22 protein-coding genes are annotated in these 24,788 nt (G+C 44.7%); 6 read left to right on the forward strand and 16 right to left on the reverse strand.

Going from position 1 to position 24,788, the window contains the following annotated elements:
- Positions 1–23: 23 nt before the first annotated feature.
- Entirely contained in the window at positions 24–2,447 is a 2,424-nt protein-coding gene (locus FN124_RS04635; RefSeq protein ID WP_221887730.1) for a TonB-dependent receptor, read from the reverse strand.
- A 176-nt stretch (positions 2,448–2,623) separates the two neighbouring features.
- Between FN124_RS04635 and FN124_RS31360 the strand changes: the two genes are divergently transcribed.
- Entirely contained in the window at positions 2,624–2,932 is a 309-nt protein-coding gene (locus FN124_RS31360; protein ID WP_260607326.1) for a beta/alpha barrel domain-containing protein, read from the forward strand.
- On the forward strand, positions 2,920–3,462 hold the full coding sequence (gene nadC, locus FN124_RS31365; RefSeq protein WP_260607327.1) for a carboxylating nicotinate-nucleotide diphosphorylase: 543 nt from the start codon (positions 2,920–2,922) through the stop codon (positions 3,460–3,462). The genes FN124_RS31360 and nadC overlap by 13 nt, the downstream gene beginning before the upstream one ends.
- Positions 3,463–3,563: 101 nt before the next feature.
- Here the strand turns inward: nadC and FN124_RS04645 are convergent, their stop codons facing one another.
- Together FN124_RS04645 and FN124_RS04650 are read right to left on the reverse strand one after the other, a co-directional pair.
- The gene (locus FN124_RS04645; RefSeq protein WP_142683371.1) at positions 3,564–4,772 is read right to left on the reverse strand and encodes an IS256 family transposase; all 1,209 of its coding nucleotides are present in this window, start codon (positions 4,770–4,772) and stop codon (positions 3,564–3,566) included.
- Between the two features lie 220 nt (positions 4,773–4,992).
- Positions 4,993–6,273 carry an HAD-IB family phosphatase gene (locus FN124_RS04650; protein ID WP_142683600.1) on the reverse strand — a complete coding sequence of 427 codons (1,281 nt, stop codon included), beginning with the start codon at positions 6,271–6,273 and terminating at the stop codon, positions 4,993–4,995.
- Positions 6,274–6,613: 340 nt separating this feature from the next.
- Between FN124_RS04650 and FN124_RS04655 the strand changes: the two genes are divergently transcribed.
- The 4 genes from FN124_RS04655 to FN124_RS04670 all read left to right on the forward strand — a co-directional run bounded on the left by FN124_RS04655 (position 6,614) and on the right by FN124_RS04670 (position 9,421).
- A complete protein-coding gene (locus tag FN124_RS04655; protein ID WP_142683601.1) occupies positions 6,614–7,558 on the forward strand; it encodes an IS110 family transposase in 945 nt (314 codons plus the stop codon).
- Positions 7,559–7,763: 205 nt separating this feature from the next.
- Complete coding sequence (locus FN124_RS04660) at positions 7,764–8,012, forward strand: hypothetical protein (protein WP_142683602.1); 249 nt, start codon at positions 7,764–7,766, stop codon at positions 8,010–8,012.
- Positions 8,009–8,674: an IPT/TIG domain-containing protein gene (locus tag FN124_RS04665; protein WP_142683603.1), complete on the forward strand. Its 666-nt coding sequence runs from the start codon at positions 8,009–8,011 to the stop codon at positions 8,672–8,674. The genes FN124_RS04660 and FN124_RS04665 overlap by 4 nt, the downstream gene beginning before the upstream one ends.
- A 198-nt stretch (positions 8,675–8,872) precedes the next feature.
- Positions 8,873–9,421 carry a T9SS type B sorting domain-containing protein gene (locus FN124_RS04670; RefSeq protein WP_142683604.1) on the forward strand — a complete coding sequence of 183 codons (549 nt, stop codon included), beginning with the start codon at positions 8,873–8,875 and terminating at the stop codon, positions 9,419–9,421.
- A 201-nt stretch (positions 9,422–9,622) separates the two neighbouring features.
- Here the strand turns inward: FN124_RS04670 and FN124_RS04675 are convergent, their stop codons facing one another.
- From FN124_RS04675 to FN124_RS04735, 13 genes are all read right to left on the reverse strand, one after another.
- The gene (locus tag FN124_RS04675; RefSeq protein ID WP_142683605.1) at positions 9,623–11,431 is read right to left on the reverse strand and encodes an ABC transporter ATP-binding protein; all 1,809 of its coding nucleotides are present in this window, start codon (positions 11,429–11,431) and stop codon (positions 9,623–9,625) included.
- Between the two features lie 100 nt (positions 11,432–11,531).
- Complete coding sequence (locus FN124_RS04680; protein ID WP_142683606.1) at positions 11,532–11,945, reverse strand: c-type cytochrome; 414 nt, start codon at positions 11,943–11,945, stop codon at positions 11,532–11,534.
- An 8-nt stretch (positions 11,946–11,953) separates the two neighbouring features.
- Positions 11,954–13,225, reverse strand: coding sequence for a PQQ-dependent sugar dehydrogenase (locus FN124_RS04685; protein ID WP_142683607.1), 1,272 nt, complete (start codon positions 13,223–13,225; stop codon positions 11,954–11,956).
- Between the two features lie 96 nt (positions 13,226–13,321).
- Positions 13,322–16,381: a lantibiotic dehydratase gene (locus tag FN124_RS04690; RefSeq protein WP_185937089.1), complete on the reverse strand. Its 3,060-nt coding sequence runs from the start codon at positions 16,379–16,381 to the stop codon at positions 13,322–13,324.
- A 123-nt stretch (positions 16,382–16,504) separates the two neighbouring features.
- On the reverse strand, positions 16,505–16,879 hold the full coding sequence (locus tag FN124_RS04695) for a response regulator (RefSeq protein WP_142683609.1): 375 nt from the start codon (positions 16,877–16,879) through the stop codon (positions 16,505–16,507).
- Between the two features lie 364 nt (positions 16,880–17,243).
- A complete protein-coding gene (locus FN124_RS04700; protein ID WP_142683610.1) occupies positions 17,244–17,996 on the reverse strand; it encodes a LytR/AlgR family response regulator transcription factor in 753 nt (250 codons plus the stop codon).
- Between the two features lie 6 nt (positions 17,997–18,002).
- Complete coding sequence (locus tag FN124_RS04705; RefSeq protein WP_185937090.1) at positions 18,003–18,848, reverse strand: sensor histidine kinase; 846 nt, start codon at positions 18,846–18,848, stop codon at positions 18,003–18,005.
- A gap of 887 nt (positions 18,849–19,735) precedes the next feature.
- The gene (locus tag FN124_RS04710) at positions 19,736–20,098 is read right to left on the reverse strand and encodes a hypothetical protein (protein ID WP_142683612.1); all 363 of its coding nucleotides are present in this window, start codon (positions 20,096–20,098) and stop codon (positions 19,736–19,738) included.
- A 16-nt stretch (positions 20,099–20,114) separates the two neighbouring features.
- Complete coding sequence (locus FN124_RS04715) at positions 20,115–20,855, reverse strand: glycine-rich domain-containing protein (protein ID WP_221887731.1); 741 nt, start codon at positions 20,853–20,855, stop codon at positions 20,115–20,117.
- A gap of 508 nt (positions 20,856–21,363) precedes the next feature.
- Positions 21,364–22,257, reverse strand: a complete 894-nt coding sequence (locus FN124_RS04720; RefSeq protein ID WP_142683613.1) for a DUF1266 domain-containing protein — start codon at positions 22,255–22,257, stop codon at positions 21,364–21,366.
- Positions 22,258–22,378: 121 nt separating this feature from the next.
- Positions 22,379–22,567 (reverse strand): hypothetical protein, encoded by a 189-nt coding sequence (locus tag FN124_RS04725; RefSeq protein ID WP_142683614.1) that lies wholly within the window; start codon positions 22,565–22,567, stop codon positions 22,379–22,381.
- 27 nt (positions 22,568–22,594) lie between these two features.
- Complete coding sequence (locus FN124_RS04730; RefSeq protein WP_142683615.1) at positions 22,595–23,839, reverse strand: DEAD/DEAH box helicase; 1,245 nt, start codon at positions 23,837–23,839, stop codon at positions 22,595–22,597.
- Positions 23,840–24,215: 376 nt separating this feature from the next.
- Positions 24,216–24,623, reverse strand: a complete 408-nt coding sequence (locus FN124_RS04735; protein WP_142683616.1) for a c-type cytochrome — start codon at positions 24,621–24,623, stop codon at positions 24,216–24,218.
- Positions 24,624–24,788 lie beyond the last annotated feature (165 nt).

The raw sequence follows: 24,788 nt of genomic DNA on the forward strand, positions 1-24,788 counted from the left end.
TTTTTATTTTAGGAAGATGGATACTAAAAACGGTACCCGATCGTCATCCTGAAATTGCGCCGCGCTTCCACAATGTAATTATAAAAGCCGCTGGCAGTAGTAGGAATAGAAGCGGCTGTAAGCAACCGCTGGTTATCCAGCAGGTTATTGACCAGCAGGGATACATTGTATTTCCCTTTCACATAGCTCAATCCGGCATCTGTACGGAAATAGTTAGGAATACTAAACACTCTCGTAGCGCTCCCCACATACCTGTCTGCCATCCACTGGATGCCTCCCGTTACACCAAATCCATTTAAAAACCCTTTACCAATGCGATAATTCAGCCAGGCATTGGTAATATGCGTGGCGGTATTCGGCGTAATATTTCCCACCGTTTTTGTAATGGCTGTTGGCGCTTCTTTGGAGATTTTTGAATCGGTGTAAGCATAGTTCAAAGTTGCATTCAACCCCGGTAATATTTCCCCGTTAATATCTATTTCCACACCTTTGGTAAGTGTTTCTCCCAGCTGCTCCTGTACGTTAGCGCCGCGACTGTCCTTTATATCCAGGTTCACCACAGCGTTCTGGCGGGCAATGCGGTATACAGTAGCCGATGCCACCCATTTACCATCAAACCATTCCTTCTTCACTCCCGCTTCCACATCTATGCCTTTAATGGGCTTAAATGCGTTCTGGTTCGAGTCAGCACCAGCCACCGGCACAAACGACTGGTCAAACAAACCATAAATGGTAGTGGACTTATCTATCGAATAGCTCAGGCCAACCCGTGGCGTAAATACATTATCCTTAATAGCCAGCGCCTTGGTTTTTCCAACTGTCTCAGCATAAGTGAAACGCCCTGCCAGCGATAAACGCAGGCGGTTATTGAAAAAGCCCAACTCATCCTGCGCATAGGCGGAGGTGTAATTTACAGATGTAACATATCCACCGGCCCCCGCCCTTATAGCCAAAGGCTGGGTGCGATCTGTTACCGGGAACGATGCAAATGGAATGCTGTATTCGGGGTTATACACATTGAACATTTTTCCTCCACCCATTTTAAGATCAGAAGTCAGCTGCCTGAAATCCCCCCAGAATTTTTTGTTGCCCATATCCACACCAGCCAATATCCTGTGCCGCACCGTTCCGGTGTATTCCTCCCCCGAAATGGAAGCCTGTGCAAAACGGTTTTGTCCTGCTTCGTCAGCAATGCTGTATGCCCTGCGCATATCCCCGTTTACCGCTACGCTGTCGGCCCACACGCTGTTAGCCACCATACTGAAATTAAAATATGCCACCTGCGCATGCGCCTCCCAATTGTCGTTAAACTTATGATCGAAGTACAGGTATACGCTATGATCTTTCAGTTTGCCCGGGGTAAAGGAAGGATCTCCATAAAAGAAATCATTGGAAATCTTTTCATCCAATAATTTATTTTTAGAAAAAACATAGTTGCCATTAGCCAGGTAGGTGGCTCCCTGGTAAGTATATTCCAGTGTAACGGACGTACGGTCATCTACCAGGTATTTCAATACCGGCGCAAACAGGTAACGATTGTTATAATTGTACCTGGTATAATAATCTTTTTGCTGCCCTGCCAGGTTCAATCTGTACAGCAGCTTACCATCCTTGCTCAGTTTACCATCAAAATCCAAGGCGGCGCGATAAGTGCTGAAACTTCCCATACTGATGTTAACTGCTCCTTTGGTGATACCGGTTGGCTTTTTTGTTACCACGTTATAAAAACCACCGGGCTCGCCCCCTGCCAGCATAAAACCTGCAGGTCCTTTTACAAATTCAATGCGGTCAATCATAGCGGCATCTTCTGCTGTTGGTCCCCAGCTGGCCTCTATATTCATACCATTACGGAAAGCCGGGATCTTGGAACCACGCATCCGGATGTTGGCATACTGGTTATCCCAATGGCCTACGCGCGTAGCGCCGCTTACATTGCGCGTAATACCATCTACCAGGTCAAACGCCTGCTGATCAGCCATTACATTCGCAGATACTACCTGGATATTTTGCGGCACTTCAAGAATGGGAGTTCTCAATCGCAATGAGCCGGAAAGGCTATCATTCTTATACCTGTTCCTGGCACCGCTTACAATTACTTCTTTCAGTTGCTTGTCAGACGCTTCCAGCTGTAATCTTACCTGCGCAATCTGGTCTTCTTCCACAACAATTTCCTTCGACATTGTTTTATAACCGATCAGCATCACCTGCAAGGTATATTTTCCGGGCATCAGCTTCCTGAATACAAATTCACCTTTCTCATTGGTAAGAGTTCCCCTGTTCTTTTCTTTGATCTGCACTGCTACATAAGCTGCGGGCGCTCCATCTGATGTAACTACCAGTCCCCTGATAGCAGATAAGGGCTCAGCAACAGCCAGCGCATTAACGGAAAAACATACAGTACAAAAAAAGCATAAAAGTACCGCAGTCCGGTTGATAAGTAAACGCATATAGGTTAGTTGAATCATTTTAAAAATCAGGCGCAAAATTAGCTGCTGGTATAAAAGCAAGGTTATGGATTCGGGAAAATGGTTTGCGCAATGCGGAAAATCCGGAAGTATTACAATATTGGTGGAAGAAGGCAGAAAAAAGGCATTTATTATATTTGCACTCATATTGTGCGTATATGGATAATACGATGTTTATTGCAGCAGCTCTTAAAGAGGATATTGGTAACGGCGACCACTCTACACTAGCCGCTATAGATAAGGCGGCAAAAGGGAAAGCCGTACTAAAGATAAAAGAAGGTGGCATACTGGCCGGCATTACATTGGCACAGGAAATATTCCATTACCTGCAACCCGGCGCAACATTTACCTTATACAAAAAAGATGGCGACCACGTACAGAATGGTGAGATAGCTTTTGAAGTAGCTGCCGATGTACATACCATACTAATGGCAGAAAGGCTGGTATTAATTGTATGCAACGCATGAGCGGTATTGCTACCCTTACCAATCAGTATGTAGAAAAAATAAAGAACTATAAAACCAAAATATTGGATACACGCAAAACCACCCCATTGTTTCGTGTGTATGAAAAAGAAGCAGTGCGCATAGGCGGCGGCGTCAACCTCCGTATGGGCCTTTATGATATGGTGATGCTCAAAGACAACCATATAGATTTTTGCGGCGGCATTGAAAAAGCTATTAAAAAAACGGTGGCCTATCTGCAAACAAATAATCTGGATTTGAAAATAGAAATAGAAACCCGCAACCTTGATGATGTAAAACGCGTATTGAGTGTGGGCAATATACACCGCATCATGCTGGATAATTACGACCTGCCCACATTAACCAAGGCAGTACAATTGATAGATGGTAAATATGAAACAGAAGCATCGGGCGGCATAAATTTGAATACAGTAGCAGACTATGCAGCCACAGGAGTAGATTATATATCGGTAGGTGCAATAATAAACCATGCCGTAAGTATGGACCTTAGTTTAAAAGCACAATTGGTATAAATGAGACATTTGGTTTTATTATAAACCCCAACTCGGGCGTTGGCAAAGAGCCAGAAAAAAGAGAGTATAAAATAGTTTGTGTAAATCAGAAGTAACTGGCATTAGACGCGGCATCTGTTTTCAAAGATAGTAACAAATTGATGTAGTAAGAACCCCCAATTGTGCAAGGGCGCATTCCACTTTTTTTGAATATTCATCAGGGCCAGGTAGACCGCCTTCTGGGCAGCCATATCATCGGTAAACTGAACCTTGGTTTTGACATACTTCCGAATCCCCCGGTTCACATTTTCGATAGTATTGGTTGTGTAGATGATTTTACGAATCTCCAGGGGGAAGGCAAAATAGCTGGTCAGGTTGTCCCAGTTATTGCGCCAGGACAGGATAGCATGCTTGTACTTTTGTTCCCACTTTTTGGCAAAGCCTTCCAGGGCATGTTCGGCGGCCTCCTTATTGGGAGCGGCATAGACCTCCTTCAGGTCAGCACAAAACTCCTTCCGATCCTTCCAGACCACATATTTGCAGCTATTGCGGATCTGATGGACAATACACAGTTGGGTAACGGTGTCCGGAAAAACGCCCCTAATGGCGTCTGTAAAGCCCTTGAGATTGTCCGTACAGGCGATCAGGATATCCTCTACTCCACGGGCCTTCAGGTCCGTTAGAACCGCCATCCAGAAAGAGGCCGATTCGGTCTCTGCCATCCACATCCCCAGCACTTCCTTGAGACCGTCCTTTTTAAGGCCGATGACCAGGTAAATACACTTGTTGATATACTTACCGTTTTGCTTCACCTTCAGCACGATGCCGTCCATCCAAACAACGTAGTATAAGGGCTCCAGGGGCCGGTTCTGCCATTCCTTGACTAGCTCGATCACCCGGTTGGTAACATTGGTGATGGTGCCTTCACTGACGTCTACGCCATAGACCTCCTTTACCTGCTCACTGATATCGGAGTTGGTCATACCTCGACTATACATGCCGATAATGGCTTCTTCCAATTTATCGCTCATGCGCTGGCCCTTAGGGATCAACTGGGGCTCAAACTCGCTGTTGCGATCCCGGGGAATGTTGAGCACCATATCGCCCAGCGAATCGGTTTTGACCTTCTTCTTGTAGGAACCATTGCGGCTGTTGCCGGAATTACGGCCTTCCGGGGCGTGCTTCTCGTAGCCCAGATGCTCGTCCAGTTCACCTTTGAGCATCTCTTCCACGCCCTGCTTATACAGGCTGTTGAAAAAAGAATTGAATTCTTCCTTGCTTTTGAACTGTTTGAAAAAGTCCTTCGGGAGTTGTGATTGTTGTTCGTCCATAAAAAACTGTATTTAAAGGTAAAAAAAACGGGGCACATTTTGCCGCCGTCCCCGGGCAGGTGGAGCGAAGTGAGGCTCCGCTACGCTTCGCTCCACCTGCCCGGGTGGTTTATCCCCCTAATACAGTTACTTACATTTATTTACACAAAGGATTTAATACTACCAGAAAAAAGCCGCATCGCTGCTGAACGATACGGCTTTCAATATTTATCCGGCTTGCTCAATACAATACACGGAAGCTGATAGTATCTTTAATCTTCTTCAGTTCTTTTAATATTCCTTTATCATACTCACTACCGGTATCAGTGATCACATACCCGATCGCTTTGTTGGTCATAAGGAACTGTGAAACTATATTGATACGATGATCTGCCAGTACCTGGTTCACTTTTGCCATTACGCCCGGAACGTTGCGGTGAATGTGGATAAAGCGGTGCGCATTCTTCACTTCGGGCAGCTGGATATTGGGAAAGTTACTGCTCTTAAACGAATCTCCGTTGTTGATAAACCTGGCAATTCTTTTTGCCACGGATTCAGGTTTGCGGATATTGTCAAAAATCACAATCCCCATTTCCGTGCAAAGCTCCTGCGGTATATGCTTTTTGCTGTTGCCCGCGTAACCTATCACTTTTAGTTTCACCGCTTTTTTAAGCTGCTCTGCACTGATCTTCTCTCCTTCTCCCAACAACAATATCCCCGCAGCCGACAACAACTTATCATCTGTTCCTGCATGCTTAATCGTAAAGCCATCTTTCTTCAGGTATTTTACAGCAGCTTCCGGTACATCTCCTGCTACCAGGCAAATAATACGGTTCCTGGGATAGGAAATCGCGGAGGGCAGGTTATTCACATACAGGAATTCATCGAGACTTGGCGTAATATGATCTGCTTTCTCGGTAACCGACTTGCGTTCTATATTTTCTGTAAACGCATAAAATTTCTTGATCATTCCCGATTCCTTCAGCTGGAAATCGGAATACCCGTCGCCGATACCATGAATTTCACCCTGGAGCTGCAATTCATGCAGCAGTTTCACTTTACCGCCTTCGTTGGAAAGAGGATTGGCTGCATCATAGCCCACTATTTTCCCTTCTTCATTAAACAAAAAAGTATTTGCGTAAATATTCTCCTTTTTGATATGAAAAGGTAACACCACCGGTGTAATAAATTCTTTAAACCCACCGGAAACGATCAACACATCATCAGCATGATGTTTGAAAAAATTTTTATTACGGGAGAAAGAAGTGGATACCAGTTTTTTCAGATGTTTTACCAATAACTTCAGGTGGTCTTTGTTGGCCTCCAGTAATTGTACCCTGGCAGCCAGGCTTTCCCTGAAAGAAAGCTTCCCTTCCATGGCCAGGTTGGTCAGATCTTCAATCTTTTTATAAATCTGTTCTCTTTCCGGATGGTCCTGCAGGGATATACGCGCCAGTTCATCCAATGCTTCCACCTGTGTGAAGGTGCTGTCGAAATCAATTATATAATATTTTTTGCCCACGGAACGATCATTTGGAGCACAAAAATATAAGTTTAAATAGGATTTAACAGGCAATCTTGTAATTCCCGGAATTTATGTGTGCCCCGGGCGTCGCCCTTAGATTTGTATAGAAATCTAAAAGCTGACTACATTGTAATTATATTAATGATAATACGTAACTTGCTTAAAATAAATGGCAACTATGGTAAACTAAGAGCGTCGCTAGGTTTCCTGACCTAATCGTTGCATGAGTCCACAGTTGCTTCTCAGGTTAAAGAACCTAAATAGAATGCCGGGGCACATGTACCCAGTAAGGGCGTCAGGATATTTAACCGTTTAATCATCAGTAATTTAAGCATATATGAAAAACTTGTTTGTTGGAATTGATATTTCCAAACAATGGCTAGACGTATGCCTGGTAGGCAACAATATCCAAAATGTCTATCTCAGAGTAGATAATAACAAAACAGGGTTCAGACGCATGGTACAATGGCTGACCTCAAAAGCTGCCATAGACGAGTACCTGATCTGCATGGAACATACTGGAATCTACGGCCAACCACTTTGGTATTATCTTACCGAAAAAGGGATTGAATACAGTGTGGTAGCAGGTTCGGCCATCAGCAACGGACTGTCTGTCAAACGAGGAAAAACTGATAAGCAGGATGCATTAAGTATAGCTCGTTTTACCAGGCGCTATGCCGATGAGTTAAAACCACATAAGTTACCAGCACAACTTTTACAGCGCTTAAAAATGCTGCTGGCTTATAGGGATCGTTTAGTAAAAGCCAAAGTCCTGCTGGCGGTGCCTGCCAGGGAAGTCCGCAGCCTGGCTATTCAGGGCGGTGCGGAAGTAGTAGCTGATACTTTGGAGGTGATAAAGCTGCTGCATACCAGGATCAAAAGAGTGGAAAAATTGATGTTGGAACTGATTAATAGTGACCCACAAACAGAGCAATGCTTTAAACTCGTCCATTCTGTGCCAGGACTTGGAATTATCACAGGAACATACCTGTTAGTAGTCACTGAATGCTTTACCTTATTCAGTAAAAGCCGTCAAATGGCTTGTTACAGTGGGGGCGCTCCCTTGAGCATAGTAGTGGCAGCAGTATCAAAGGGGGAACCAGAGTATCGTCAAAGGCTGATAAAAAGCTCAAGTCTTTACTTAGTAGTGGTGTCAGTACCTTATTACTCCACCACCGCCATACCCAGCAATACTTCGAGCGTAAAACGGCTGCAGGAAAACATTCCAACCTGGTCAGAAACAATATTCGCAATAAAATACTGCACACCGTGTTTGCAGTAGTACGTCGTGCTACCCCTTATGATCCTGATTATGATACCCAACCCTTGAAAGTGCCTGCATAGACCCTGTCCTCAATATTAAATTTAGAAAAAGTACTGATTTCAAAGGGTAAAAAATAGTAGTGGTTGTATCATTTCATTGTAACTGTATCACTATGAAGATGTTTGTTGTCGTCAACCAATATTAAGAAACCCTTAAAGTATATATGAAAAAACCAACACTACTGCCCCTCCTTCTGATTTCAGTAGGTATCTTGCTTTATGCCTGCAAAAAGGATTACCTGTTAGAGGAAATCAAAGAGCCAACTGCCAGCATCCAATCCAAAGACTCGCTTAAAACTACTGTTGAAATTATTACAATAACAGATGTAAAGGATGATCCGGCATTACTAAAATCTGTTAGCAAACAAAACCAACATCTCTTGTCCATTCAGACCAATACTGCTCCACAATGAACCAACGTCATTTCCGGATCCTCTGTTTGTTGAGCGTTATGTTGAATGCCTGTAACAAACAACCTCCAATACAGTTACCCAGCGATAAATTCAACATTGACTCCATTCGTCCTCTCTTTGTCAAGGAAGGACAATCCTTTACTGTTTACGGAAAAAATTTCAGTCCTGACCCGGAAAAAAATGTTATTACCATCAACGGTATCCCCGTTCAAGGAAACGTCATGGGAAACAGAATACAACTAAAATTGCCTACTGGGGTTTTTCCAGATTCGGATAAATTACTAGCACAGCTTGTACTTAAGAAAGAAGGGGGGCCATATGTAGACACCGCTTATTTCTATTCAAGCCTTACCCCCAGGATCTATTCAGTTGTACCAACTACCGTACGTATTGGAGATACCATCACTATCACAGGGGAGGGATTCGTCAAAGGTAGAGATGAAAAGAGAATACTTTTTTTACCTGCAACCTCTGATGGGCACATCTTACTTGAACCAGGAGATGTTCCTTTATCAGGGAACGTTATTCATGTTTCATCCTCCAAAATTAAAGTAATTGTTCCAATGAAAGCCGTTTCTGGGTTTCTTGCATTCCCGAGTAATCTCCCTGTGTTAATTCCAGGATCTTTACTAAACATGATACAAATTTTCGTCCTTTCTTAGCCAATTATATTAGTCATATATGAAAACCTTTTACTTCAATATCTACTTTTTTAGCTTATCCCTCATTTCTACAATGTTCGTTTTGTTTAATCCTGTATCTGGTCAGGTAAATCTAACGGTATAACTGTTGGAATAAGAGATTGTCGCCAAAGAGATCTAACCACAACGGCCTCAGGAGGTAGTGGAAACTACTTCTATTTGTATGGAGCTGTTACACCGGGATCCACTATCAAATCAGAGAATAAAGCACAAATTATTATTGAACCTCAGCCCACCGCTCCTACAACATACATTGTAACTGTGTTAGACCAAGGAAATAATATGGCGTTTATAGGTCAGAAAACGGTTACTGTATCTCCAGTAGCTACAGGATCATTGGATAATCTATTTATTCCCAACGCTTTTAGTCCAAATTTTGATAAGGTAAATGACGCCTGGGAAATAAGAACTGCCTCTAAAGATCCAATCAGTAGTAACAAGCCTATTGGTGCTTATAAATACAAATTAAATATCGTTGATAGGGACGGAAGATCTTATGCAAATCTTGAAAATGAGGTGGGGGTAAACGGTTTTGGAGATAATCTGAAAGACATAGGACTAATTAGTGGGATGTCTTATTGGAATGGATTCAAACAGGGCACGCTAGAAGAGGCTCCAGTAGGCACCTATTTTTACTCGCTGACGTTTTATAATTGTACTTATCCAAATGGCAGAGAGTTTAAAGGTTGGATATATCTGGCCCGTTAATACATTAATGGAAAAGGGTCCTATTTGAGCTGAATTCAGCATTGAGTTCCCAGCATATAAAATTAATCTCTTAGTAATAGCTGATGACATAATTTTGACACCAGCTCAATAGTTAAGTAAGGGGCTGACCAAAAAGTAATGGTCAGCCTCTTTTGATTCGGGTATTATTTACTAAGTTTTATTTGGTGGAACCATAGAATGCTATAAAGCATCCCAGCCAGGCTCATCTTCTTCATCAGGCGTTTCCTTTTCCACAGCTAATTCCGCAGTCCTTCTTTCCCCAATCTGCTGGCGCCACATGGCGTAATACAGTCCCTTATGCTCCACCAGCTCTTCATGTGTACCTGTTTCAGCGATCTTACCTTTTTCCAGTACAATGATCCGGTCGGCATGCATGATGGTCGACAACCGGTGTGCAATCAGCACCGTGATCTGCTCCCTGCGGGCGGAAATGCTCCTTACAGTATCGGTAATCGCCTCCTCTGTAATAGAATCCAGCGCGGAAGTAGCTTCATCAAAGATCAGCAGGCGCGGGTGCCGGATCAGCGCGCGTGCAATGGAGATCCGCTGCTTTTCCCCGCCTGATAGCTTCACACCACCCTCTCCCAGCCTGGTATAGATCCCTTTGCCGGAACGCGCCAACAGGGCGGTACAGGAGGCCTTCTCCAGGGCTTCAATCACTTCTTCATCCGTGGCATCCGACTTTACAAACAAAAGGTTCTCTTTGATAGTGCCCGCAAACAGTTGCGTATCCTGTGTTACAAATCCGATTTGCCTTCTCAGCGCATTATACCGGATATCACCTGATGGCACATCATTAAAATATATTTCTCCCTCCACAGGTTTATACAGTCCTACCAGTAATTTTACCAGGGTAGATTTCCCTGAGCCAGACGGACCGACAAACGCAATAGTATCGCCGGTTTTCACGGAAAATGAAATATGATCAATAGCATTGGAAGTAGCGGTTTTATGACGGAACACTACCTCATCAAAGCGCATCTGCCGCAAATCGCCGATTTCCACGGGCTCCTCGGGACGCTCTTCCACCGGGCGTTGCATGAGTTTATGAAACAGCTGCAACGATGCCTCTGCTTCGCGGTACTGGATAATGATGTTACCCAGGTCCTGCAACGGTACAAAAATAGCCGTGGTAATAAACTGCATGGTGATCAGCTCACCGGTGGTAAGTATATTCCGGAAGATCAGCCACAGCAAAATAAACAGGATGCTTTGTTTTAACACATTGAGCGTGGTGCCCTGTAAAAAAGACAACGTTCTTACCTGCCGGGTCTTTTCCATTTCCAGGTCAAAAATCTCTTTGGTAAAGGTTTTCAACCGTCTTATTTCGGGGAAGGTAAGCCCCAGGCTCTTTACCAGTTCTATATTCCGGAGAGATTCCGTAATAGCGCCGGAAAGCTGCAGGGTTTCACGGTTGATAGCCCTTTGTACCGTTTTCATCTTCTTACTGAGCAAACCAGTGAGTCCACCCAGGAAAATAATACCGATCACAAATACCGGAATCAGCGCCCAGTGTTTGGTAATAGCGTACCAGATCAGGAAGCCCATGCCTACCAGCGAGGTAAACAAAATATTAATAAAAGCAGTGATGAACCTTTCTGTATCTGTTCTTACCTTTTGCAATATAGCCAGCGTTTCGCCGCTGCGTTGTTCTTCATATTCCTCAAACGACAGCCGCAGGGTTTGTTTAAGCCCGTCGTTGAATACCAGCATACCGAACTTTTGTACCGCCAGGCGCAGGAAATATTCCTGGAAGGATTTAGCCAGCCTGGCCATCAGGGCCACCACAATGGCAACACCCAGCCAGAACAATACGCCTTTTACCAGTGTCTGTTCCGGCAGTGTTTTTACATTACCTGCGTAATCATCGATGATCTTGCCGAAGATCAACGGATCTGTCATCACCAGTATCTGGCTGATACCCGCCAGTAATAAAGATAAAACGACAAGCCACCTGTGAGGCTTCAAATAGTTCCAGAGGATCTTCATATTTTAAAAATACGATAAACGAGGCACATAATACAGGGCCGCATTAAACGGCAAGAGGCCGGATCAGCGTTTGATCCGGCCTCTTCTACGGAGTTTTCAGTTAATTTTTAGCCCTGACCGCTTTTACTTCAGCGGCTGTAACCGCACTGGCCTTGTTACCGAAATTGTTTCTTACATAAGTAAGTACATCCGCTATTTCCTGGTCTTTCAGGAAATTATGCGGGGGCATATTATTGGAATAATACTCATCATCTATCGGAACAGACGACTGCATTCCTTTTAATATCACCTGTATCAATGTTGGTTTATCGCCAAGCACAAAGGAGGTTTTGATCAAAGGAGGATTTAAATGTGGTACACCACTGCCATCTACCTGGTGGCAGGTAAGGCAATACTGTTCATACACTTTTTTCCCTCTGGCTGCAGCGCTGCCGGCATTGGGCTTTTTTGTTTGTGCAGATAAAAAAGAAAGTGTTGTACTGAGTACAACACCTGTTAAAATAATCTTCTTCATACATATCATTATTTACCACTGTAGGTGATCTTGTAAACCGTTCCTTTCACATCGTCTGTTACATACAAGGAACCGTCGGGCCCCTGTGCCAGTCCGCAGGGGCGGTGCTTTGCCTGGCCCGGCGACTGGATATCCGGCACGCCGGCAAAATCATCTGCAAAAATTTCCCATTCGCCGGATGGCTTACCATCTTTAAATGGCACAAAGGCTACGAAATAACCCTTTTGTCCTTTCTGACGGTTCCAGGAACCATGAAAGGCAATAAAGGCGCCGTTCTTATATTTTGCAGGGAACTGGCTGCCGGTGTAGAATAATAAACCGTTGGGCGCCATGTGCGCAGGGAATGCCACTACCGGGTCAATCGCGTTTTCGCCACCTGTTTTCTTCCCATCGCCGCCATATTCAGGCGCCAGTATTTTTTTATGCTGCTGTCCATCGTAATAAATATAAGGCCAGCCGGCATCGTCTCCTTTCTTCAGGGCATACATGCATTCCGCAGGCAACTCGTTGCCTTGCTGCAGGCTGTAATATTCAGGGAACATATCAAACAGGCCATCTCTTCCATGCTGCATTACAAACAGCTGATTATCCTGCGTGTTCCAGTCGAGCCCCACCACGTTACGGAGACCGGTAGCATAACGCGTACCATCGCCATACGTCTGGTTTTGCTTATCTGCGCGGAACTGCCAGATCCCTGCTGCGGAATCACGGATAGGGCATCCTTCTATTCCTTTGGACCCTTTCGCGCGATCCTGTACCTGGCAGGAATTGGAATAAGCCCCGATGTTCACATAAATATTGCCTTCGTTATCCAGCGTTAAAGATTTGGATTCGTGCTGGTGGCGGTTAATCAACCCCGTTACGATCTTCTCCGGCTGATCGGGATTGATCACTTCAAATTTGTCATTCAGGGCGTAACGGTATACTTCCTCATCGGAGGAGGCATACAGGTATTTGTCTTTAATCACCATGCCGGTCCCCCGGTAGGTGCCAAAGGTTTTTATGTCCTTCCCATGTATAACCGCAATGGCTTTTCCCGGTTTTGAAGTCTGTATTTTTACATAGACATCCCCCAGCGGTGTTACCGCTATATGGCGGGCGGCGCCCAGGTTTTCCGCTATTGCGGTGGCCTTAAAGCCGGCAGGCAGCTTCAGTCCTGCATTGCCGGGATCTGCTGCGGTACGGCGAATGGCACTGCTGTCACCGTTATTGGCCAGGCCCTGAACAGATAACAGGGTCATCACGGACAAACATCCCAGGAGAACTATTCGTGTTTTCATGATTTTCTATTTACAATGATTGATGAGGGGATATTTAAACTACCCTGTAAAAATAATAAGGTTTTTATGGAATCCGTAATTTATGGATGAATGGCATTAGCTCCTGGCAACCAGGGATACATAATATTTCATCAGGTAATGATAAATTACCAGCTCATGTAAACGTGCATTGGCTGTAAACATCCGGTTCAGGAACATGTGCAGGTAATGCGGTGGTAATTCCGTTACTGCATTCTGCTGTATAGTTTGCAGGTCCCGAATAATATCCTTCCATGCCATCGCACGTTTCATGAATGCTTTGCGCGCCCCATCGGGCAACGTATAATCGTGTACGTTATCCAGCAGCGCAGCATTGATCAGTCTCCTGTGTGTACGGTATTTATTGTTTAGCTGTAATAGCAATGCGGCATTCCCATGATATTCTGCAAAGAACTGTTGTTGCAGCTGCTGCAGCAGTTTCATTTTCATCATTGGTGTATAGCCAAAACTGTTCAATAACTCATCAGCCCCCTTTAATGCCAGCAGCCATCGTTCCTGGTTTTCAGCGCCGCCAATGGTTTGCAACAATTGCAACACCGCTTCACTGTCGTGAAAAAAGAAAGCTTCGCTATGCTCCATTAAAGCCGGACCATAACGCTCCAGTTCGCGTACATATGTATCCAGTTGTATTTTCCGGACAATGTCGTTGTTAAGATAAGGATGTAATATTTCTTCTATCCGCTGCATCGCCATGCTGCTGTGCTGATGATATTGTGGAAGATGAAACCGGAGCCGTATATGATGATCCGGATCCTGGTACCTGGTAAAGAACCAATGGTCCGTTATCCCGGCCTGCTGCAATTCCCTGGTCAGGGGTTGCAATACTTTCAGCAGCAGCTTATCCATCCATTTAGGGCCACAGTATATTTTGATATACATCCATTCGCTGCCGGGGGCAAAGCTACGCTGCAGGCTTGTTGCGGACGGCACTGCCGTTAAACCGGCAGGCGGCTGCCAGGCGGTATTACATAGCGGTATAATAATTTCATTGCAGAAAGCGCCCTGTTCATTTACAGACAGGCGGGTGGTTTCATTAAACAGGCATTCATATAATATTACGTTTCCTTTCTTCAGTTTATCTGTCAGCAACATGCGGCCAAAAGCGCTGGTGAAATCTATCAGCAGGTCGTTATCCCCTTCCGCCAGCTGTACATGCCGGGGCAATTGGCGTTGCTCTTTTAAAAGCAGTAATGCCTCATCAGCCGGATGAGATGCCAGCAGTGATTCAAAGGCTTCGCGGGTCAGGTACCACCTGGCTCTTTCCAGGATTACTTCATGGTATACCACCCTGGGAAGAAAAGGCTCCTCCTGTAATATTCGCCAGTTCCACTGCACAGAAAAGGCGTCCTGCTGTTGTAGATCGCACAAAAATTTATAGACGGATAGCCCGCGGGTAAAATTATGAGCGCTGGTGAGCCGGGGAACTACTTCTTTCTGCCATCGCTGCGAACGCAATACCACCCGGTTGTTTCGCACACTTACCAGCAGATCGCTTAACGGCAATTGGAAATCCTCAGGCAGGCTGCTCTTTCCCAGGAACGGTATTTCATAATCGTACAGGGATGGCCGCAGCAGAACATTTCCTATACGACCTTCCGGCAAATGCACAATTTCTGCCAGCAGCCTGTCTTTCTCCAACAACTGCTCCTTTCTAGTAAGATCACGTAACAGGTTTTCCAGCCCGGGGTTACCAGCGGCAAACCGGCCCATCAGGGCCAGGGCATTGGGGCCATGACAGGCTTTAAGTAAAAAACTGAAGTTGCCATTATCCATGTCGGTCGCAGTAGCAGCTATCAGTGAGCCCATAAGGCAAAGGAAAGGGGGCAATTCCGGTTGGTCTGTACCCGCTGCCAGTTCATCCAGGTCTGCATCCGTTAACGAAATCACGGCAGCCTGCGAGACCCGGGACGCAAGGAAATGTTTTAATACAAACTTCGTTTGGGCGTTCCAGTTAACCATGTTGTCCTTTTTCCCCACAGGCATTACAAGATCGTCTATAAGAGGGGTATAGCTGGCATATTCCCCGGTTGCTACACCGTATCCGATACCTGATTCGCTATCCAGCGCCATCATCAGGGGTATTTCCCGCTGATCGTACTGCCGGAGAAATCTTTCTTTGAACTGCTGCAGGTCGCCACCGGCGCCCGGATTGCCGAATACACGCAGCCGTTCCAACCGTTGCATCAAGGTATTAGTGACGGTTTCAGCCAGGCGGACGGAATCGGGCCTAAAAAAAAGATCCACCTGTATAGGATCTTTGGCGCCCAGGGCCGGGAAATGTGAGGCGAGGATATCAATCACTTCCCGGTAGCTACTTATGCCCTCTGCAGGCTGCTGTAAAAGCTGCTGTACCTGTTGTAATGCAGGCACACAGGCCGGAACAGGGCTCAGGGCCTGCAGACTTCCGATCAGTTTGCCCAGATTGTCGCCACCGGTAATTTGCGGTGATAAGTCGGCTACCAGTATCTGGTTATGGATGAGGGTTTCAATAAAAGCCCTGGCTTCGGCATCCGGGATATCCATGCCCGTTAATACAGCAATCAGCCCTGGCAGGTCTGTTCCTTTGCGGGCGGCTGCCAGCAGCGCTTCCGTATAATCATTCTGTGAAAAGGCACTGAGAAAATAATGCCGTCTTTTATCGCGCAGCTGGTACTCAAAATACCGGTAGCCGTCGCCGGAGCGGTATAAACTATTGTTGGGGAAATAGTGCAGTTGATTACCAATTTCAGGCAGCCGGGTCAGTGCCGCCATCAGTTCGGATAAATACGCCATATCCAGCCTGGCCACCGGCTGATGCTGCTGTAGGGCCGGGGCCGGCAGCTGTGTAGGGCCTGTATGAATATACCCTGTACTGCATCCGGCGAATAAACCGTAGGGAGTACAGCGGGTGCTCATCCTCAGCAGATAGCGATACAGGGCGAGCGGTAGCTTCAGGGAATTATCCGCTGCCGGCAGCCACTTCATCATTTCAGTATACAGTTCCGGGCTGGCAAGGAAAACAGCTTCCTGTAGTAACGGGCGGGAATATATTTTCCGGAGGGCAGCTACAAAGGCGTCCTGGTCATTGGAAGTGTTACGGTGAAGTTCCAACACTTCTTCATATGACAATAATGGCATTCTCAGTAAATAGAAATCGCAGATACGCAGACGGGACATACATAACGGGCATACTTACTTTAGTGGGAAAGCCAGGCTTCCCTGCTTCGTATGCCTGAATAAAGATAAAATGTTTTCAGGATCTCAGGTAACTGCTATTTTGACACCCGGAATCACTCTTTCCATTTCATCTACAAACTTTTTGTAACTGGCGGGTTTACCCAGGTAACCCTGTCTTTCTTCCCGGCAAAGATGTTGTACCTCACGACTGGAATAGGCAGTAACAAGAATAAAAACACAGTCCTTTTTCAGAAACTGCGCTATAATTTCCCTTGTATTGCCTCTCAGGTTAACATCCAAAAAAACAACATCCACTTTTCTTTCAGCGATCAGGCTTTCCACAGTATCCAGCTCTGATGCTTTTTTTACAAGTTTCAGATAGGAGGTTCTTTGGATATAGCTTTCCAGTATATCTAATGCCAGAGGCTCGTCATCTACTATGGCACATCTGTATTGCATTTCTGACCAAAGGGGTTAATCAATTAGGAATAATAATCAAATTTGTTTTAAGATCTAGCGTACAAACCTCCTGTTAAAGTAGTAGGAGTAGTCGGAATACTGGATGGTATTGTTACCGCTCCTTCATTCTTGGAAGCCCTTATGTTTTCTATTGCATTTATATCAGCTTTTGAAATAATTTCCTTTTCTAAAATTAACATAGGGCGGCAATTCACAGACAATTTGTTTTCCAACATAAAATATGCATTTAAAGTGACCTGATCTATAAATTCACAACCGAAGCTCGCGCAATGATCCCAAATATCATATTTTATTAGACATAATTACACATTTCTTCGACAAACTGACCGGGTTGAGCCTATTGCTATTCTTCCTCCTCATCGTTATAGTTAGCAATGCCAAGCAGGCGCTTAAGGTCCTGCCGGGAAGCTTTGGAAATGATCACAGACTGACCGTTAACCACTTCCACCGTATTCCCCATGATGGATTTAATGGCCTGAAGCCGCACAATGTATGATTTATGGATGCGCATAAACTGGTCGGGCGGCAAAATATCTTCTATAGCCTTCATCCGCATGTAGGTGATAATATTTTTTTCCCTGCACACGATCTTGATATAGTCTTTCATCCCTTCCACGTAATAAATATCATCGAAAAGGATCTTTGTCAGCTTGTTATTGTCTTTTACAAACAGGTGATTGGCAACCTGGGCTTTGGGTTTGGCTGTTTCAGCAGCTGTTGGCTGCCATCGCTGGCTGATGTGGGCCCGTGCCTTGTTTACCGCTTTAAGGAAGCGGTCAAAAGATATGGGTTTCACCAGGTAATCTACTGCATCCAGTTCAAATCCCGCAATGGCATGATCCTTTGAAGCGGTAGTAAAAATCACAACAGGCGGGTTGCTCAAAGAACGGATCATTTCAATACCATTAATATTGGGCATCTGGATGTCGGAGAACAGCAGGTCTACAGATTGCCGTTGCAGTTCATTGATTGCATCAAAGGCGTTTTCGCAAAAAGCTACAGGTTGCAGATAAGGCACCCTTCCAATGTAATTTTCCATCAGATCCCTCGCAAACGGCTCATCGTCCACTACAAGGCAGGTAATTACTTGATCCATATTTTTTTAATTCAGCGTTAGTGTCAAGACAACTTTGTAATATTCGGGATTATTTTCAATAAATAAAATGTGTTGATCAGGATATAACAGAATAAGCCTTTTACGGGTGTTGCTCAATCCGATCCCTCCAGCTATCTTTTTACCTTCCGGCAGCTCTCCTTTGCTGTTTGAAATTTCAAATTTCAGTTTGTTATCTGATACGTCCATTGATGCATAGATCCAGCATTTATCTGTTGTGGTGCTATGCGAATATTTAAAAGCATTTTCTACAAAAGGAAACATCAATAATGGCGCTATCTGGTAACCATCCATTTTTTCTGTATCGCAATCGAAACGTATACTGGCGTTTTTTCCATAGCGCACACTTTCCAGCTCTATGTAGTTTTTTAAGAACTCTGCTTCCAGGTGCAGCGGCACCATTTCCGTGTTGGAATCGTAGAGTGTATAGCGCATCATTTCCGACAGGTGCATAATCAAGTCTGATGCCAGCGAATCGTTCCTGATAGATAGTGAATAAATATTATTCAACGTATTGAAAAGGAAATGCGGATTGAGCTGGGAACGGAGAAAATCTACTTCCAGGTTCAGGTTATCCCGTTCCAGCCTCAACGTCCGGGTAGACGCACGGATAATGTCCAGGATCAGCTTGAGTGACATAGGTGGCGCTACAGTCATCAATACAGGAAGAAAAATTTTAAAGAGATGATTAGGTGAAAAAGTATCAACCCATCCCGCATTTACTACTCTTACCAGGAAACTTTTCAGCGCGCTATCCGTAATATCCAGAAAAACAACCGCATACAATGAACAAAGATAATTGATGATAGACCAGAACAAAAAAGGTATCAGCAAAAATAATATCGTCAGAAAGAAATAGCCCTTAAGTAAAACTTTGGGTATAATAAAGTAAAAAACAATGTAAAAGAAAAACATTGCGCCCAGAATATTGCGGACTACAAACACCAGGCTGGCGCTTATTGATACCCCGAAACTTGAGCTCAACAGAAAAGCATATAATAATGCCATGCATCCCCACATAAGCACATGGGCCCATATCCTTACTCTAGTTCCATAATACTTATCAGATAGGAAAAAAGAAAACCATTCCATGAGCTTCCGGCTGATATCAGGCGGCTCTCCGTTGGTCTTACGTCTGAAAAAAGCTCGCATCGTATCCCTGAATATAAATAATTTACAGTAAGCAGGAAGCAAGTAAAATAAAAATACTTTACGAATCTGAATTTTCTTTTATCATATAAATTATTACTATTATACAAATAGTATTTCCTTTCTATAACTTACACATTATGAATGCCTTCCGGAATCTCTCAAAGTACACAATGTTGGACACAACCGCATTTTCATCGCGTTTATTGGTCAATTCATCTAATAAGTTTAATTACCAGTTATTAAATGCTGACTTTTGATATGTAAGCCTGAATATATTCGTTGGCTAAGCTCTTTGCCGTTACAAATTCTACAAAAACAATGATGAAGTGCAGTCCGCTGCATAAAAGATACCTTTCATCCATTGTTGTTACCATTGTCACTTTAAAAAATTGACATTCGATTTATTAATAATATTACACCAATCTGGTCAGAAAACCTAGCGAATTTTGTCCCTTGTGAACTCCAAAAAGACTACAGGCGAGGGTAAGAACATCTACCTGCTAATACTATTCTATTCTATGGAAACACTATGAATTCCCCCTTACAGCTCTAAGAGATAGGCAATTTGTCTATCTCTTTTTAATATATAACACCTGCTGCCAGAGCAGCAGCAAACTCATCACTAATAACAGCAGGTAACCAACCGGCTTATGATAATAAAGTCCCTGGCACAACCTGGCTAAGCCGGCCACCAGTAATACAATCATCCATTTGCTTAAAAAAAGGGGAAAAACGGCGAATTTCCGGGATAATAACAATGTGAAGTACCCAGTGATAATGCCGGTGCCATAGAAAACCAGGAATTCCTTCCCGTTAATGGCAAAAGGATTCCACTGCAAGGTAACATGGTAAACATATAAGAAGGGCAAAGAAAACATGCCGGCAGCGAGAATATAAACGAAGAGCACCCGGGGAAACATATTATTTTTCATAGCTCATTTTTTCAGATCAGGACCCGCAGCCTCCACACCCACCTCCGCACCCACTGCCACAACTGCTACCGCAGCTGCTGCCACTGCTACAGCCATTTCCACTGGTATCAACATCCCCGTCCGCTTTCGTCTTTTTGTCTTTATTACTTCCCGTAAGGAGAAATGCAAACAGCATTAGTACTGCCATAAAACCAAATAAAGAACCATTGTTACCTGCACAACCGGTAAAGAAAAAGAAAGAAAGGAAGAGGAGAAGGATTAACCAGCGCCGGGGAAACAAGTTAAAGCGCATGAACAGGGAAGAAAAAATAATGGGGGATTTATTTAACCAGATAGCCTCCGGGGGATCTTCTCCAAAACACTGCCGGTACAGCTGCAGCGTATCCTCCTGCCAGGCGGCATGCTTCCGTTTCTCTGCCATCCCTCCACCGGAAGGGAAGTGGTGGATCTTTCTGCCCAATGTTTTCTCACAAAATAATTCCCAGTAATTCTGCGTGTAAAGCAAATGCTGATGCCAGACCTTATCTACGATCCCGGAAGGAGAAGCACCCGTTGGAGAAATACAGCAAAGATAAATAAACCGCTTATACTCCTGTACCGCCTGTCTCGTGAAAGCCTCACTCCAGCCCTGTTCCCGGGCCAGCTTCTTTGAAAACGGCAGCTTTATCCCTGGTTCATCCAAAGGGAAGTTATTGATCTTTTCCCATAGCAATTTACCTGGTGATAAAGCTATGAACTGGTTGTTTTTCATCATCATAATTTCATCTTTTATTGTTACCACTAAGATGAAATTATCTAAGAATACTAAAGTCTTGCGCGTATCTTACGCCGACCTGTTTCCGTATTATAATCGTATTATTATAAGTAGGGAAGGAACTGCTGACAAATTATACCGCTTATCAATTCTTTAAAAAGGTAAGCCGGGAAGAGGTTTCAAAAACAGAATGGAGCCGTGGTGTAAACCGGAAGTTTATCCACTTCATTAACCATCAACGATGGTCTATATAACAGAATACTGTTTGGCTATAAATTTAAAGCAGGGGATGCAGCTTAAGATCCGCACTGAATATAGATTGGGCAACAAAAGAGCACACAGGAAGGGGTAATTATAATCTCCTATGCAATTACATCCTTATTATTATGAACAACTCTACGTTTAACCGTCAACGTGATTTCATCGCCGGCTGAAAAACCTGGACCCCGAAAGTTTGCCGAAGCATATCCCGGTATAACCGAAAAACAGTGAGCAGAAGGATTATGCAGCACTAACGGCCAGGGTTGAACGACAATTGCACCCAGGGGCTTTCGGGTGCAGATAACAGGTATTCCATATTATTACGCAGGATATCAAAGCTGCCCATTTCCACACCGTTCCATACACAACGGGCAAACTGGTAGGAAACGGAAAGCTGTTTCCAGGAAGAATAGGTACGTTTAATCAGCGGAACACAGGCCAGGATATACTCATTTGACTGCTCATAACTGGTATAACCGGCATCATACCCAAGGCGGCTGAGGTTTATAATGCGGGCAAAGTCCCAGATAAGCATATCCGGCTGCAGGTTTTCACTGATCAGTTTTCGCTTTCTGAAAAGGTCAAGCGCATCGCGGGTATTACGCAGGCGCTCCATCACTACAGCCTCTTCAAGCTCATTGGTAGCAATGTGTTCTCTCAGAAAGGCCTTACTTTCTTTCATAGATACTGCATTGATGGCCTGCCAGATAATATCATATTCTATCCGGTGGCCGCTTTCCAGTAACCAGCCCAGCTTTTCCTGCATTGTAGCAGTATCCCTGATGTCCCACCATTCCAACAAGTGCTCACGGCATTGTTCCTTACCGGCGCCGGTGCTAAGATCGTTAAGGTACTGGCGGTTTACAAAGGCAACATCCGCCCCGCAGGCAACGGCCCATTGCTGTGCGGCATCCAGCCTGCTGTGCTGATTCAGATATATGACCGGCGGATGTTCATCTCCATCGGTTACATCTGCATCATCGCCTGAAAATAACTGGTTGAATTGTTTCACACTATCCCTATAAAGGGCTGGCCAATCAGACCGGCTAGCCGGGTGTGCCAGTTGCTGCTTGTACATGGCAATAGCTTCTTCACTAAGACCCATGTTACGCAGTTGCTGCTCCATATAGTGCTGCTGATCCATCAGGATTGGTTAAGGGTTCGGTTAAAATGAGCTTATTCCTGGTATTTACGGATAAAACCGGGGTAAAGATTTTTCTTTAGGTACAGCAAATATAGATAATGTTCTGATACGTATCTCTTATTCAGGAAAAAGTAAGCTCAATAACCGCTTGAGAGAGGGCCGTCTGTGGCCCCGGAATAAAGTGAAATACACGTTTACCCGTTACCGGTAGTGCCTTCAGTTCCCGGCTGGCGCGCACCTGCATCTTGCTGTTCACTGGCTGCAGGCTGGCGGGTATATGCAAAATAAAAGGGATGCTGTGGTACAACATCCCTGTCACTATAACTATCTTCTAACACTAAAACGTTTTGTCGCGCTTATCAATTTTGCCTCTGCGGTTATGCGGTCTGGGCCTTCTTGGTGGGGCCTTTGGCATATCGGGGTTGGCACTGTTGGCTTCCATCAGGGCCGCCTCTTCAAACGGGTGTGACACAGATGGAATCGTTTGCCGGATAAGTTTATTGATGCTGTGGAGATATGGCCTTTCAGTGGTATCACAGAAAGAAAGCGCATAACCTGCTGCACCTGCCCTACCGGTTCTGCCTATACGATGTACGTAAGTTTCAGACACGTTTGGCAGATCGTAATTGATTACATGCTCCAGTGAATCCACATCAATTCCTCTGGCGGCAATATCCGTAGCTACCAATACACGCAGGCGGCCGCTCTTAAAATTGTTCAGGGTATTCTGACGGGAAGCCTGCGATTTATCACCATGCAGGGCATCCGCATTGATATTGCATTTCTTCAGGTTTTTAGCGATCCTGTCGGCGCCATGCTTGGTTTGCGTAAACACGATGGTACGCTCAATACGGCGGTCTTTCAGAATCGTTTCCAGCAGGGACTGTTTATCTTTCTTCTTTACAAAATAAACAGATTGTTCAATCCTTTCTGCGGTGGAAGATACCGGTGTAATGGTAACTTTCTCCGGCTTATAAAGCAAGGAGTTAGCCAGTTGCGCAATGCTTGGCGGCATAGTAGCCGAAAAGAAAAGCGTTTGGCGTTGCTGTGGCAGCTCCCTGATCACCTTCTTGATATCGTTGATAAAGCCCATATCCAACATACGGTCGGCTTCATCCAATACAAATATTTCCAGGTGACTGAGGTATATATACCCCTGGTTCATCAGGTCGAGCAAACGGCCTGGGGTAGCAATGAGGATATCGGTTCCGTTACGCAGGGCAATGGTTTGCCTGTGCTGGGGAACACCACCATAGATCACATCATGTTTCAGACCAGTGTGTTTGCCATAAGCGGCAAAACTTTCATCGATCTGCACCGCCAGCTCCCTGGTAGGTGTGAGGATCAGTGTACGGATATGTTTAAAGCCCTGTTTTGCCGGGGTACTGTTATGTAATAACTGCAAGATGGGGATAGCAAACGCGGCCGTTTTACCGGTACCCGTTTGTGCGCAGCCGAGAAGGTCTTTCCCTTCCAATACAATAGGAATAGATTGCAATTGTATAGGAGTAGGTGTGGTGTACCCTTCGTTTTTAACTGCTTTTAAAATGGGCTCAATAAGCCCTAGTTGTTCAAATAACATATTGATATATCTGATGTAATAAATATAAAATAACGCTTCTTCGTCTTTAGCGTTATCACAATTGAGGAGAGCAGTAAAGAAAAGATTTCCGGACTGGAGAGAATAGATATTTCTGTGCTTTATGCTTTTAACTCAACAGACGGGAGCAAAGATACTGATTTTTCTCGTCAGGATGTGGATAAATTAAAAAAAAGACATATGAACCAGGTCTGCCCGGAGGCAAAAACGCCTGAAATTGCCGTTATCCGGGGATTACATAAAAAAGGTGTATCAAAAAATAAATGAAGGCACCGGGTTTTGTTTAAACAGCGGCCGGTCCATGAGGTTCCTGATAGAAAAAGGGCATATCATACTTTGATACGCCCTCTCTAAAAATTTACTTTGCCGTTTCCGGTGCGGCATCGGGTTTGGTTTTTGGTTCTTCATTCCCGTGGTGGCAGGTATAGCAGGAAACCGCCATTACTTCACTGCCCTTAAAGAACTTCTTGTTGATACGTTTGGTCATCTTCATCATATCCCTGGCAGTGCCCTTATGCGGATTGGCGTCGCTGGCAAAATCCAGCTTCTTTGCATCGTCCTTTCGAGGCTCATGACAGAAATTACATTTCACACCCAGGGCGGCATTAAAGCCCCGCATTACCTTAATGAGGTCGTCGTGACTGATGTCTTTCGGTAATACCTTTAGATTAGTGGCCTTTTCCGGCTCCTGAGGCAATGCGTGTGAACATAGGGTACCGACAGCCATAAATGCCGCCACCACTACATAGCTTTTCCTGATTTTCATTGACAATGGGTTTAAATAAGTCTATAAATGCTTCCTTCAGAAAGGAATCTACAAAAAAGAACAATAGGTAGTAGGGGTATCTACCGGCTTTTTCTTCTGTGCAACAGGCGCCGGCTCCAAACATACCGCTGCACGACTGAAAAAAGAACCCCGCACCCAAATGGA

Origin of the sequence: Chitinophaga polysaccharea (assembly GCF_902150045.1) — a bacterium.
In the GTDB taxonomy this organism is placed as follows: domain Bacteria; phylum Bacteroidota; class Bacteroidia; order Chitinophagales; family Chitinophagaceae; genus Chitinophaga; species Chitinophaga polysaccharea_A.

Bases quoted from the DNA above. Each gene is read 5' to 3' on its own strand.
- FN124_RS04710 (WP_142683612.1), bottom strand. From the start codon at position 20,098: ATGAAAAATAATATGTTTCCCCGGGTGCTCTTCGTTTATATTCTCGCT.
- FN124_RS04725 (WP_142683614.1), bottom strand. From the start codon at position 22,567: ATGTTGTACCACAGCATCCCTTTTATTTTGCATATACCCGCCAGCCTG.
- FN124_RS04645 (WP_142683371.1), bottom strand. From the start codon at position 4,772: ATGGACGAACAACAATCACAACTCCCGAAGGACTTTTTCAAACAGTTC.
- FN124_RS04715 (WP_221887731.1), bottom strand. From the start codon at position 20,855: ATGATGATGAAAAACAACCAGTTCATAGCTTTATCACCAGGTAAATTG.
- FN124_RS04685 (WP_142683607.1), bottom strand. From the start codon at position 13,225: ATGAAAACACGAATAGTTCTCCTGGGATGTTTGTCCGTGATGACCCTG.
- FN124_RS04660 (WP_142683602.1), top strand. From the start codon at position 7,764: ATGAAAAAACCAACACTACTGCCCCTCCTTCTGATTTCAGTAGGTATC.
- FN124_RS04735 (WP_142683616.1), bottom strand. From the start codon at position 24,623: ATGAAAATCAGGAAAAGCTATGTAGTGGTGGCGGCATTTATGGCTGTC.
- FN124_RS04695 (WP_142683609.1), bottom strand. From the start codon at position 16,879: ATGCAATACAGATGTGCCATAGTAGATGACGAGCCTCTGGCATTAGAT.
- FN124_RS31360 (WP_260607326.1), top strand. From the start codon at position 2,624: ATGGATAATACGATGTTTATTGCAGCAGCTCTTAAAGAGGATATTGGT.
- FN124_RS04675 (WP_142683605.1), bottom strand. From the start codon at position 11,431: ATGAAGATCCTCTGGAACTATTTGAAGCCTCACAGGTGGCTTGTCGTT.
- nadC (WP_260607327.1), top strand. From the start codon at position 2,920: ATGCAACGCATGAGCGGTATTGCTACCCTTACCAATCAGTATGTAGAA.
- FN124_RS04665 (WP_142683603.1), top strand. From the start codon at position 8,009: ATGAACCAACGTCATTTCCGGATCCTCTGTTTGTTGAGCGTTATGTTG.
- FN124_RS04680 (WP_142683606.1), bottom strand. From the start codon at position 11,945: ATGAAGAAGATTATTTTAACAGGTGTTGTACTCAGTACAACACTTTCT.
- FN124_RS04690 (WP_185937089.1), bottom strand. From the start codon at position 16,381: ATGCCATTATTGTCATATGAAGAAGTGTTGGAACTTCACCGTAACACT.
- FN124_RS04700 (WP_142683610.1), bottom strand. From the start codon at position 17,996: ATGGATCAAGTAATTACCTGCCTTGTAGTGGACGATGAGCCGTTTGCG.
- FN124_RS04730 (WP_142683615.1), bottom strand. From the start codon at position 23,839: ATGTTATTTGAACAACTAGGGCTTATTGAGCCCATTTTAAAAGCAGTT.
- FN124_RS04655 (WP_142683601.1), top strand. From the start codon at position 6,614: ATGAAAAACTTGTTTGTTGGAATTGATATTTCCAAACAATGGCTAGAC.
- FN124_RS04635 (WP_221887730.1), bottom strand. From the start codon at position 2,447: ATGCGTTTACTTATCAACCGGACTGCGGTACTTTTATGCTTTTTTTGT.
- FN124_RS04720 (WP_142683613.1), bottom strand. From the start codon at position 22,257: ATGGATCAGCAGCACTATATGGAGCAGCAACTGCGTAACATGGGTCTT.